We start from the raw sequence: 12,044 nt of genomic DNA, 5'->3' as shown, positions 1-12,044 counted from the left end.
GGAGACAGCGTGTCCCGCACGGTGCTCCGGGGATGCCCGCTCTGCGAGGCCATGTGCGGCCTTTCGGTGACGCTCGGCCCGGATGAGGAGGTGCTGTCGGTCCGCGGCGACCCGGACGACGTCTATTCCCAGGGTTTCCTGTGCCCCAAGGGCGCCTCACTCGGCGCAGTCGACGACGATCCGGACCGGCTCACCGCCCCGCTGGTCAGACACGGTGAGGCATTCGAGGAGGTCAGCTGGGACGAGGCTTTCGCGGCGGTCCGCGACCTGCTGACCCCGCTGCTGAGCAGCGACCGCAACACCGTGGCCGCGTACACCGGCAACCCGACCGGCCACAACGTCGCCTTCTCCCTGCTGGCCACCCGCCTGGCCCGCTCCCTCGGCAGCATCCAGAACTACTCGCCCGCCACGATGGATCAGCTGCCCCAGAACGTCGCCGCAGCCATGCTGTTCGGTGAACCCAGCAGCATCCCGGTGCCCGACCTGGCCAACACCGACCTGCTCGTGGTGATCGGCGCCAATCCCCTGGTCTCCAACGGCAGCATCGGCGCCGCCCCCGACTACCGGGGCCACCTCAAGGCCCTGCGCCGGCGAAAGGGACGCCTGGTGGTGATCGACCCGGTCGCGACCGCCACGGCCGCAGTCGCCGATCAGCACCTCGCCGTGCGCCCCGGGACCGATCTCTTCCTGCTCCTGGCCGTGCTGCAGGTGCTGACCACCCTGAACGTCACCCCGGAAAGAACCACCGGCCTGGCCGAACTGAGCACCGCCGTAGCCGCCTGGACGCCCGAGGTGAGCAGCGGGATCTGCGGGGTCGAAGCGTCCCTGATCGAGAACCTGGCCCGTGACCTGCTGCAGACCGAACGCGCAGCCGTCTACGGCCGGCTCGGCACCACCCTCAACCAGCACGGCACCCTGACCTGCTGGGCGCTGCAGGCAGTCAACGTCCTGGCCGGAAACCTGGACCGGCCCGGCGGGATGCTCTTCCCGCGACCGGTCAGCGGCGGGCCCACCACCAGAGCGCCCCGTGGCCCGGCCGAACCCTTCACGGTGGGCAGGTATCGCACCCGGGTCTCCGGGCATCCCGAAGTGCTCGGCGAATTCCCGGTCGCCGCCTTGGCCGAGGAGATCCTCACGCCGGGCCCGGGACGAGTCCGTGGGCTGATCACCTATGCCGGCAACCCGGCCCGCTCGTTCCCGGACTCGGCCCGGATCCAGACCGCGCTGGCCCATCTCGACGCACTGATCTGCGTCGACCCGTACCTGAACGAGACCACCCGGCACGCCCACGTGATTCTTCCGCCGCCGGGCCTGCTCACCCGCGACCATTTCGACATGGCCCTGCTGCCGATGGGCCAGCGCAACTTCGCCCGCTTCTCCGAACCCGCCCGCGCACTGCCCGAAAATGCGCTCAGCGAATGGGAGATCCTGCTGCGCCTGTGCGCAATCTACGAAGGCCGGAGCATCACCTCCGCCGAACTGGAGACCGAACTCGCGCAAGCCCTGTCGAAATCGATCGCGAGGTTCAGCGAAGCGCAGCCGCACAGTGAGCAGCCCTCCGGCCCAAGGCAGTTGCTGGATCTGCGGATTCGCTCCGGCCCGTACGGCGACCAGTTCGGCCACCGCCCCGACGGGCTCACCCTGGCCAAGATTCTCGACGCGCCGCACGGCATCGACCTCGGCGCCCTGCAACCGCGCCTGAACGAAGTGGTTCGCACTCCCTCCGGCACCATCGAACTGACTCCACCGACGATTCTGGCCACCCTCGAACCCCCGGAACCGGGCAGGCTCGTGCTGGTGGGCCGGCGCGACCTGCGATCGAAGAACTCCTGGCTGCACAACGTCTCACCGCTGGCCAAGGGCAAGGACCGCTCAACCCTCCATCTCTCACCAGAGGACGCTTCTGCTCACGGAATCGAGAACGGCACCGATGCGGTGCTCACCTCGGCAGCCGGCCAGATCCGCGTGCCGGTCACCATCACCGACGAGGTTCCGCCCGGGGTGTGCTCGCTGGGCCACGGCTGGGGTCACGACGACCCGCATGCCCGGCTGCGGGTGGCCGCCCGCAAGCCCGGCGTCAACAGCAACACCCTGACCGACGCCACCGTGCTGGACCCGCTGTCGGGAACCGTTCAGATGAACGGCATCCCGGTGACGATCAGGCCGGTATCTGCGCGAGCAGAAGGGTGAAGGCCGCCCCGAAAGAGCTACGCTACCCGCGCTCTGGCTCCCCTGAAGAAGGCTAGGTCTATCGTGCAGCGTCGTTTCCACCCCGCCTGGGGCGTGGCCGCGGTGGCCTTCGTCGCCCTGCTGTGCGCGGCCGGGTTCCGGGCCGCGCCGGGTGCGTTGATGGTGCCGCTGCACGAGGAGTTCGGCTGGTCCACGAGCGTGATGTCGCTGGCGGTGAGCATCAACCTGGTGCTGTACGGCCTGACCGCGCCGTTCGCGGCCGCCCTCATGGACCGGTTCGGGATCCGCCAGGTGGTGGCCTGCGCCCTCACGCTGGTCGCGCTGGGCGCCGGGGGCAGTGTGGTGATGACGGCGTCCTGGCAGCTGCTGGTCTTCTGGGGGCTGCTTATCGGCCTGGGTACCGGCTCGATGGCGCTGGTGTTCGCCGCGACCGTGGCCAACCGCTGGTTCGTGAACCGGCGCGGCCTGGTGATGGGTGTGCTCACCGCCGGCTCGGCGACCGGTCAGCTGATCTTCCTGCCGCCGGTCACCGCGCTGGCCGAGAACACCGGCTGGCGGCCGGCCTCGCTGGTGGTGGCCGCGGCCGCGCTGCTGGCCGTCCCGCTGGTCTGGCTGGTCCTGCGTGATCACCCCGAGGACCGCGGGGTGCGGCCCTACGGCGCGGGCCCTGGCTATGTGGCGCCGGCGCGCAGTGCGAGCAGCGGCCGGGCGATCGGCGGGCTGCTGCTGGCCGCCCGCCATCGTTCGTTCTGGGCTCTGGCGGCTGCGTTCGCGATCTGCGGGGCCACCACCAACGGCCTGATCGGGATCCACTTCATCCCTTCCGCCCACGATCACGGCATGCCGGCCACCACCGCGGCGGGCCTGCTCGCGGTGGTCGGGGTCTTCGACATCATCGGCACGATCGCCTCGGGCTGGCTGACCGACAAGGTCGACCCGCGGCTGCTGCTGGTGGCCTACTACGCGTTCCGGGGCGTCGGGCTGGTGATGCTGCCCTGGCTCCTGGCCGATCGCGTCCACCCCAGCATGGTGCTGTTCATCGTGGTGTACGGCCTGGACTGGGTGGCCACGGTGCCCCCGACCGCGGCCCTGTGCCGGGAGATCTTCAAGGAGCAGGGGACGATCGTGTTCGGCTGGGTCTTCGCCTCCCACCAGCTCGGTGCGGCCGCGGCCGCGCTGGGCGCAGGCGTCATCCGCGACACCTTCGGCACCTACACCTACGCCTGGTGGTCCGGCGCCGCGCTCTGCCTGATCGCCGCCGTCCTGTCGATCACGGTCCGGGCCCGGCCGATCCTCACGAGCGCGTGAGGTCGCGGCTGACGATCTCGGCCATGATCTCGTTGGTGCCGCCGTAGATCCGCTGCACCCGGGCATCCACGAAGGCCTTGGCGATCGGGTACTCGCTCATGTAGCCGTAGCCGCCGTGCAACTGCACCCCGGTGTCGACGATCTTCCACTGCACGTCGGTCGCCCACCACTTGGCCTTGGCCGCATCCACCGCGCTCAGCGTGCCCCGGTTCAGTTCGCGCACACAGCGGTCCAGGTAGGCCCGGGTCACCTCGAGGTGGGTCCGCAAATCGGCCAGGGTGTGCCCGACCGTCTGGAACTGCGCGATCGGCCGGCCGAAAGCCTGGCGCTGCCTCACGTACTCCAGCGTCCAGCCGAAGGCGGCCTCGGCCGAGCACTGCGCGGCCACGGCGATCCCCATCCGCTCGCGGGGCAGGTTACGCATCAGCAGGCGCAGTCCCTCACCCAGTGGCCCCAGCAGACAGTCCGAAGGCACCCGGACGTTCTCGAAGAACAGCTCGGCCGTGTCCTGCGCGGCCAGGCCGACCTTGTCCAGCTTGCGCCCGCGCTCGAAACCCGCGGTGCCGCGCTCCACCACGAACAGGCTGAACCCGTCGCTGCCGCCGGCCGGGTCGGTGCGGGCCACCACGATCACCAGGTCGGCCAGGATCCCGTTGGTGATGAACGTCTTCGAGCCGTTGATCACCCAGTGATCGCCCTCACGCACCGCCGAGGTGGTGATGCCTCGCAGGTCGCTGCCGGCGCCGGGCTCGCTCATGGCGATCGCGCCGATCGTCTCACCGGTGGCGAAACCCGGCAGCCACCGCGCCTTCTGATCCGGGGTGCCCAGGCCCAGCAGATAGCCAAGCACGATGTCGTCGTTGGTGGCGAACGACGACTGCAACGACGACGCACCGACCCGCGCCACCTCCTCGCACAGCACGAACCGGAAGCGGTAGTCGCTCACACCCGGCCCGCCGTACTCCTCGGGCACCTGCAGACCGATCAGCCCGGCCGCACCGGCCCGGCGCCAGGTCTCGCGGTCGACCTCCCGCTGGGCGTCCCACTTCTCCAGGTTGGGCACCACCTCCCGCTCCATGAAGGCCCGCACGGTGCGGCGGTAGTCCTCGTGGTCGGCCTCGTAGAGATCGGTCTGCATCGAACTTCCTCCCAAGGGTTCAGCGGACGCGGGGCTGCTGGTCGGCGATGTCGGCATACTCCTGCCGCACAGCCCGTTTGGAGATCTTGCCGCTGGGCAGCCGCGGCAGGGCGTCGGCCCGGACGATCACGTACCGGGGCACCTTGTAGTCGGCCATCTTGCGGTTGCAGGCCTGGACGATCTCGCTCTCGCTCAGCCCTTCGGCCACCACGATCGCGGCCGGGGTCTCCCCGAACCGCTCGTCCCGGGCCGCGATCACCGACACCTCGCTCACCCCCGGGATGGTGCTGATCGCCTGCTCGATCTCGACCGGCGAGATGTTGATCCCGCCGGAGATGATCAGATCCTTCATCCGGTCCAGAAAGGTCAGCCGGCCCTCGGCGTCGCAGACCCCCAGATCGCCGCTGTGCAGCCAGCCGTCGCGGAAGGCCTGCCCGGTGGTGACCGGGTCCTCCCAGTAGCCGGGGGTGACACCCGGTCCGCGCAGCAGGATCTCACCCGGTTCCCCCGGATCGCAGTCGCTGCCGTCCGGACGGACCACCTTCAGCTCGGTGAAGGCCGAACCGCTGCCGCACGAGCCCGGATGACTCTCGGCCTCCGACGGCCAGGTCGCGGTCGCCACCCCACCGGCCTCGGTCATCCCGTAGATCTGCCGTAGCTTCACACCTTTGGCACCCCAGGCGGCCAGCAGTCGCGTCGACACCGCGGCACCACCGATCACCGCGGTACGCACGCTCGAGAGGTCGGCATCGGCGAACTCGGGCGCTCGCGAGAGCGACTCGTAGATCAGCGGGACCCCGAACATCGTCCCGATCCGGTGCTTCTCGATCAGCCGGACCGCCCGCGAGGGATCCAGCTTCTCCTCGACCACCAGCGTGCCGCCCAGCACCACCTGCATGCTCAGACCCCACACCAGCCCCGGGGTGAAGCACAGCGGCAGCAGAAGCAGGCTGCTGCCGCCCGGGCGCAGGCCCTCCTCGCACAAGGAGGCCTCGAACACGATGTCCAGCAACGTGCGGTTGGTGCAGATCACGCCCTTCGACAGACCGGTGGAGCCACTGGTGAACAGCAGCGCGACCGGTTCGTGCGGGGCCCGGTCGATCCGGAACGAGTCTGCGGGCCCACCTCTCAGGGCGGCCAGATCCTCCAGAGCATGGACGTCGAAGACCAGCCCGGCGCCGCGCACCTCCTCCAGCACCGGCAGGTACTGCCGCTCGGCGAGAACCAGGGTCGTGCCCGAATCACCCAGCAGCTTGGCCAGCTCCTCGGCCACCAGCCGGGGGTTGAGCGGGACCAGCACCGCGCCCGCCTTCATCACCCCGAACGCCGTGGCCGCCCAGGCCGCCGTGTTGCCGCCGAGCAGGCCCACGCGTTCGCCCTCGCCCACCCCACGCTCGTGCAGGGTGCGGGCCACGGCCCCGGACCAGTCCCGCAGAGTCCGGTAGTCCACCGAGTCCTCGGCGAAGACCAGTGCCGGGCTGCTGCCTTTGGTGCGGGCCCACCAGTTCAGGGCCGAGCCGACCGAGGTACCCATCGGAACTCCTCACGCGTCGTTGCGCTGTCCTTCAGGAAAGTGTGGCGGCGGAACCGAAGAGCGTGGCGCTGACCAGCGGCGCCATCGGCCCACCGAGGAGCAGGGAGATCGCGGCACCGGGCACCTGGTTCGGCGAGCGGCCCTGGATCTGCCGGACCGCCTCGACCACCAGGCCGATGCCGTGCACGAAGCCTTCGGCGAGGTTGCCGCCGGCCGTGTTCAGGGGCAGGGCACCGTGCGGGGCCAGCAGGTTGTCGCGGTGCAGCACCTTGGTGGCGTCCGGGCCCGGTGGGACCAGGCCCAGGTCGATCAGCGAGGCCACGGCCGGGCCGGAGAAGTTCTCGTAGACCTGCACCACGTCCACGTCTCCGGGCCCGATCCCGGCTCCCCGCCAGAGCCGTTCCACCATTGCCGGGTGAAAGCCCGCACTGGTGTAGGTGTCCTCGTTCTCGGCAGACTCGAACCAGCCGGGCCCGCTGCCCTGCACGGCCGACAGCACGTAGGCCGGCGGGCGGCGCAGTCTCCGGGCGCGCTCGGCGGTGGTCACCAGCACTGCTCCGGCGCCGTCGTTCTCCCGGGAGCAGTCGTACAGCCGCAGCGGCTCGGAGATCATCCGGGAGTCGGCGTAGACGGCCGGGTCGAGCGGTTTGCCGTAGGCGACGGCGGCGGGGTTGGTCTGGGCGTGGTGGTAGGCCGCGGCCACCAACGCTTCCAGCGCCTCGGCCGGGACGCCGTCGACCTCGATCATCCGCTGCGTGCGCAGGGCACAGACCTGGGCCGGGACGAGCATGCCGTGCGCTCCGTACAGCGGGCCCAGGTGTCCCTTGCGGTAGCTCTGCCGGCCCGCGTCGGCCTCGGACAGGCCGCGGTAGACGGCCACCATCTCGGCCTGTCCGCTGGCCACAGCGGCCGCGGCGGCGTTGACGGCTGCGCTGACTCCGCCGCCGCCTCCGCCCCAGACCAGGGTGGACCAGCGGATCTCCCGTACCCCCAGGGCCGCCCCGACGGCCAGGCCCTCGTTGTCGTCGGCGGCGTAGGAACTGAAGCCGTCGATGTCGTGCGGGTCCACCCCGGCGTCCTCGGCGGCGGCCAGAATGGCTTCGAGGGTCAGTTCCAGCGAGGTCTTCGCGCTGGTGCCGCGCTTGTGCAAGGGCGTGTTGGCCGCGCCGACCACCGCGGCCGCGCCCTGGAAGCCGCTCATGCTGCCTCCAGGCGCCAGCGCAGCAGCCCGTTGTCGAACTCTCCGTGCACCGTGGTGCCGATGCGTACGTCGGCGCGGTCCCCGTCCAAAAGCACTCCCATGAGCCGCCGCCCACCCGCGCCCGCCAGCTCGACGTTCACCACCACATAAGGCAGGTGCCCGGTGACCACCGGATCGAACGGCTGCCAGGTGCGCGTCCACGCGAACACCGTGCCGTGGGGCTCGACTTCTTCCCACAGCGGCCGGGCCCGATGACAGGTAGGGCAGATCGGCCGCGGCGCCCAGATCCAAGTACCGCAGGCCGGGCAATGTTGCAGCCGTAGCTCGCCGCGCTCCAGGCCCTGCCAGTGCGCAGCCTCCAGCTGATCGGGCTCCGGGTCCGGCCAGCGCGGTGGAGTGTCCGGCACGTTCCGCACGTTCGTGACCCGCCAGGCGTCGTCCACGAAAATCCAGCGGCTGCGGAAGATCGCCTCGTCCCCGCCCGCCCCGGTGTAACGGATGTGCGCCGTGTACTGCCCCTCGACCGGACCTGGTTCCACGCCCAGAACCTGCGCCGCATTCATCTCCCGAGGCGGACGGGCCGAGGCCACCAACTGCCCGATCCGGTCCTGACGGAAGTCCGCGAGCACCGCACGGTCCTCGCCCCGGGCCACCGCCTGACCGTGATGTTCCACCACCGCGAGCAAGTCATCGGGGATCATCGGGCACCCACCGTGTAAAGGACGTCCGTCTGGTCGTGCATGAACCCGAGAGCGAGCGCTTCGGGCACCAGCGGGTCGTAGGCGTCCAGGGTGATCAAGGCGGCCCGGCGGCCGCCGTCGCGCAGTCGTTCCAGAACCGCGACCAGAAGCTCGCGCTGATGGGCCCCCTCGATCGCCAGGATGCGGCCCGCGTCCCCGTACTCGGTGGGTTCACCGGGATCTTCTCGCCACCAGAGCGCACCGTCAGCAGCCAGTAGCTTGTGCGCACCCGGCCACCTGCCCAAGGGGCCCTCCGGCTCCGCAGACGAGTGAACGTCCATAGTCGCCGAAGCACCGGGGTCGATCTCGCGACCGGCCTTGAGCGGGATGACCAGCTGCCACCGCCGCGCCCCGGTCCGGATGCCGAGCTGCCGGAATCGCAACGACATCCGCAACGCGGCCGGATGGCTGGCCTTGGCCCAGATCCGCAGGCTCCGCGCTCCGGTGCCCTGCCAGCCGCCGGGGTCGTCCAGACCCAGGCCGATCTTCTCCAGCGCCAGCGTGGTGATGCCCCGCGAGCGGTATTCCGGCCGGACCACGTACGACAACTCGGCCACCCCCTCGCCCACCGGCTCGACCCGCAGGTAGGCGGCCAGGCTGGGCTCCACGAGTTCGGTGCGCTCGTCCGGCAGCAACCAGATCAGCAACTGGGTCGTTCCGGGCGGCAACGGATCGTGCGCGGACAGCTGGGGAAAGCCCGCCTCGGCATCGGCCTGCGCGGCCGCCTGCAGCATCTCGGCCAGCGCGTCCGACTCCAGTGAAGAGCCGGCCCATTCCAGGTCGATCATGAGATCAGCTTCCGCAGTTCACGCCGGAACACCTGGTTGACGAACTCGTTGCGGCCCAGCAGCATGCCGCCGGCATCGGCGCTGGCCAGCCCGGCCTGGGAACTGCGCAGCAGCGGGAAGTCCTCGTTGTGCAGCACCGCGATCAGGATCTTCCAGTTCTTCTCCCACAGGTGGTTCCAGCGCTCCTCGCTCATCCCGGAGGCCTCGACCGTGGGCACGATCAGCCGCATCTCCATCCGGCTGCGCCCCGGGTCGCCGGGGTGCGGGCGGAAGGTGAGCAGCTGGAAATGGTCCGGCTGGCGCAGCAACGTGCTGTTCGGCAGCAGGAAGTGCGTCTCGGTGACGTGCCGGGACAGGTCCTCGTCGGCGGCCGGAGCTTCTTCCAGGTACTTGTCGATGCTCTTGCGCGGAGCGATGAACCGCACGTGCCGGCCGAAGTCCTCGGCGGCCATCACGTTGGTGTGGATCAGTTTTCCGGCGGTGTTCGGGTGCGCGTACTGGATGTGGTAGCCGTCCAGGAACGCGTCTTGCATGATCTTCCAGTTCACCGGCTCGTCGAACCCCTCCGAGCGAACGGCGATCAGGTCACCGAGACCGTAACCGTCCAGAACGGAGTCCATCTCCGGGCCCAGCCAGGCTTGGACGTCGATGGCGGCCGAAGCATCGTCGACCACCCAGACGAAGCCGTGCCGTTCCTCGGTGGGCAGCTCGATCAGGCCGTACTGCGAGCGGTCCACCTCACCGAAGGTGTTGTCCCGGGTGATCGCCCGCAGCGAGCCGTCGGTGTCGTAGGACCAGCGGTGGTAGCCGCAGGAGAACAGCCGGCAGCGGCCCTTGTCCTGCTCCTCCAGCAAGGCGCCCCGGTGGCGGCAGAGGTTGACGAACGTCTTGACCGTGCCGTCCTTCTGGCGAACCACGATGACCCGGTTGCGGGGCATCTGCAGGGTGATGAAGTCGTTCGGGCAGGGCACCTCGCTGCCGTGACAGACGATCGAGGGCACCCGGCCGAAGACCAGATCGCGCTCGCGGCGGGCCACCTCGGGGTCGGTGTACTCCCTCGCCTGGAACTCGTTGACCTGGCCGTAGTCGTCGGTGCTGTCGTTGCGGATGTGCTCCAGGGCCCGGCGGATCCGGTCACCCCGCCCGGCCAGTGGTTGCTGCACGGTCATCACTACCTCCAGATCAGCGGTCGATCACGAGCCGGGGCGAGCGGGCCCGGGAGACGCACGGGAAGATCACGTCGTTGGCGGCCTGCTCGTCGGGGGTCAGCAGCGAGTCCCGGTGCTCCGGCACGCCCTCCAGCAGAACCGATTCGCAGGTGCCGCAGGTTCCTTCCCGGCACGAGGTCTCGATCTGCACGCCGGCTTCCTCGGCCGCCTCCACGATGCTCACACCTGCTTCGACGGCCACGCTCACGCCCGACTTCGCGAACTCGACCTCAAAGCTGCCTTCCGGGCTCAGCGGCGCTTTCGGGTTGAACCGCTCGACATGCAGAACGCCTGGCGGGCAGCGTTCTTCGACGGCCTTGAGCAGTGGTTCCGGGCCGCAGCAGTAGACCAGGGTGTCTGGATCATTGAAGAGCTCACCCAGATCGAGCAGACCGGTCTCGTCCTGCGGCCGGATCTCCACCTGCTCGCCGAACTCCTGCAGTTGGCTCAGGAAGGCCATGCTGGCCCGGGTGCGGCCACCGTAGACCAGACGCCACTGCGCACCCGAACCCGCGACCTGCCCGATCATCGGCAGCATCGGGGTGATCCCGATACCACCGGCAATGAACAGGTAGCGCTTGGCCGGCACCAGCTCGAAGTGGTTACGTGGCCTGCTCGTTCTCAGAACCTGCCCGGGCTGCAGCCGGTGCACCTGCGCGGATCCTCCCCGCCCGGATTCCTCCAGCAGCACCGCCACCCGGAAGACGCTGCGGTCGGCCGGATCTCCGCACAGCGAGTACTGCCGCACCAGGCCCGGCGCGAGGTGCAGATCGAGGTGGGCGCCCGGTTGCCACGGGGGCAGCTCATCGGCAGCGCTCAGGGTCACCTGCACCACCCCGTCGGCCACCAGGTCCCGGGCCACCACCTCGACCTCCAGCAGATCCGTCATTCTCTGAGCTCCAAGGCCCTTTCCGGGCAGTACGCCACCACCCGCTGGGCCTGACCGAGCAGCCCCGAGGGCACCGGATCGGCCAGGATCACCGGATCGCCCTGCTCGTCCGACTCGACGATGCCGGGAGCCGAGCCGTAACACAGCCCGTGCCCGGCGCAGGCTTCGCGGTCGATCACCAGATGGGTCATTGGCCCAGGTCTTCCGGGAACCAGATGGCCACCCGGGCCAGCGTGCCGCCGTCGGCCGAGGAGATGACCTGGCCCGAGGTGTAGGCCGCGTCGTCCGAGACCAGGAACAGCGCGGTCCTGGCGTTGTCCAGCAGTGAGGGCGGCCGGTCGAGCTTGAGCGGGATCGGGGTGACGCTCTTGTCCCAGGGCCCGGCCACTTCCTCGTACGAGCGCCCGACCACCGGTGCGCCCGCCTCCATCAGGAAGTTCGGGGACATCCCGTGCGTAGGGGCGATCGCGTTGACCCGGATGCCCCAGCGCCCCAGATCCAGGGCCAGGCCCCGGACCATGCCGTTCACCCCGGCCTTGGTGGCCGAGTAGGAGGGGATGGAGTGGTAGGCGGCCATCGAGGCGGCCGAACTGGTGACGAGGATGGCGCCACCTCCGTTGTCCCGCAAGGGTTTGGTCGCGTGTTTGGCGCACAGGAACGGGCCGGTGAGATTGGCGTTGACCACCCGGTACCAGTCGTCCAGGGTGAAGTCCTCGAAGGCCACCTGCTCGCCGCCGGCCACGCTGGGCACCCCACCGCGCGAGACGATGCCGGCGTTGGCCCACATGATGTCGAGCTTGCCGAACTCCTGCAACGCGGTGGCCACGGTGCGAGCCACGTCGTCCTCGATCGTGGTGTCGGCCTGCACCGCCACCGCGCTACCACCCTGCTCGGCGACGAGTTTCACCGATGCGTCGGCCCGTTCACCGTCGATGTCCATCACGACGACCCGGGCGCCCTCGGCCGCGAACAGCTGGGCGGCGGTGCGCCCGAGGCCGGAACCGGCGCCGGTGATGATCGCGACCTTGTCCTGGAGTCTGGCCATGGA

At 69.9% G+C, this 12,044-nt stretch carries 11 protein-coding genes; 2 read left to right on the top strand and 9 right to left on the bottom strand.

The window, feature by feature from the left end:
• Positions 1 to 9: 9 nt before the first annotated feature.
• Both LR394_RS24230 and LR394_RS24225 read left to right on the top strand, forming a co-directional pair.
• Positions 10 to 2,190: a molybdopterin-dependent oxidoreductase gene (locus tag LR394_RS24230; RefSeq protein ID WP_231446202.1), complete on the top strand. Its 2,181-nt coding sequence runs from the start codon at positions 10 to 12 to the stop codon at positions 2,188 to 2,190.
• A 63-nt stretch (positions 2,191 to 2,253) separates the two neighbouring features.
• Entirely contained in the window at positions 2,254 to 3,498 is a 1,245-nt protein-coding gene (locus LR394_RS24225; protein WP_231446201.1) for an MFS transporter, read from the top strand.
• Here LR394_RS24225 and LR394_RS24220 read toward each other — a convergent pair.
• From LR394_RS24220 to LR394_RS24180, 9 genes are read right to left on the bottom strand one after another with little or no spacing between them, the layout of a single operon-like run.
• Entirely contained in the window at positions 3,485 to 4,636 is a 1,152-nt protein-coding gene (locus LR394_RS24220; RefSeq protein WP_231446200.1) for an acyl-CoA dehydrogenase family protein, read from the bottom strand. The two genes, LR394_RS24225 and LR394_RS24220, sit on opposite strands and share 14 nt — an antisense overlap.
• Positions 4,637 to 4,655: 19 nt before the next feature.
• Positions 4,656 to 6,170, bottom strand: a complete 1,515-nt coding sequence (locus LR394_RS24215; RefSeq protein WP_231446198.1) for a class I adenylate-forming enzyme family protein — start codon at positions 6,168 to 6,170, stop codon at positions 4,656 to 4,658.
• Positions 6,171 to 6,201: 31 nt separating this feature from the next.
• Positions 6,202 to 7,371 carry a thiolase C-terminal domain-containing protein gene (locus LR394_RS24210; protein WP_231446197.1) on the bottom strand — a complete coding sequence of 390 codons (1,170 nt, stop codon included), beginning with the start codon at positions 7,369 to 7,371 and terminating at the stop codon, positions 6,202 to 6,204.
• The gene (locus LR394_RS24205) at positions 7,368 to 8,072 is read right to left on the bottom strand and encodes a Zn-ribbon domain-containing OB-fold protein (protein ID WP_231446196.1); all 705 of its coding nucleotides are present in this window, start codon (positions 8,070 to 8,072) and stop codon (positions 7,368 to 7,370) included. Before LR394_RS24205 ends, LR394_RS24210 begins: the two co-directional genes overlap by 4 nt.
• Positions 8,069 to 8,899, bottom strand: a complete 831-nt coding sequence (locus LR394_RS24200) for a hypothetical protein (RefSeq protein ID WP_231446195.1) — start codon at positions 8,897 to 8,899, stop codon at positions 8,069 to 8,071. Before LR394_RS24200 ends, LR394_RS24205 begins: the two co-directional genes overlap by 4 nt.
• A complete protein-coding gene (locus tag LR394_RS24195) occupies positions 8,896 to 10,068 on the bottom strand; it encodes an aromatic ring-hydroxylating oxygenase subunit alpha (protein WP_231446194.1) in 1,173 nt (390 codons plus the stop codon). The genes LR394_RS24200 and LR394_RS24195 overlap by 4 nt, the downstream gene beginning before the upstream one ends.
• A 13-nt stretch (positions 10,069 to 10,081) precedes the next feature.
• Positions 10,082 to 10,996: a PDR/VanB family oxidoreductase gene (locus LR394_RS24190; RefSeq protein WP_231446193.1), complete on the bottom strand. Its 915-nt coding sequence runs from the start codon at positions 10,994 to 10,996 to the stop codon at positions 10,082 to 10,084.
• Positions 10,993 to 11,187, bottom strand: coding sequence for a ferredoxin (locus LR394_RS24185; protein WP_231446191.1), 195 nt, complete (start codon positions 11,185 to 11,187; stop codon positions 10,993 to 10,995). The genes LR394_RS24190 and LR394_RS24185 overlap by 4 nt, the downstream gene beginning before the upstream one ends.
• On the bottom strand, positions 11,184 to 12,041 hold the full coding sequence (locus tag LR394_RS24180; RefSeq protein WP_231446190.1) for an SDR family NAD(P)-dependent oxidoreductase: 858 nt from the start codon (positions 12,039 to 12,041) through the stop codon (positions 11,184 to 11,186). The genes LR394_RS24185 and LR394_RS24180 overlap by 4 nt, the downstream gene beginning before the upstream one ends.
• Positions 12,042 to 12,044: the final 3 nt, after the last annotated feature.

The sequence above is a fragment of the Kineosporia babensis genome (genome assembly GCF_021129305.1).
GTDB classification, from domain to species: Bacteria; Actinomycetota; Actinomycetes; order Actinomycetales; family Kineosporiaceae; genus Kineosporia; species Kineosporia babensis.
The sequence above is the reverse complement of the archived record's forward strand: the minus strand, read 5'-3'. Positions and strand labels throughout refer to the sequence as shown.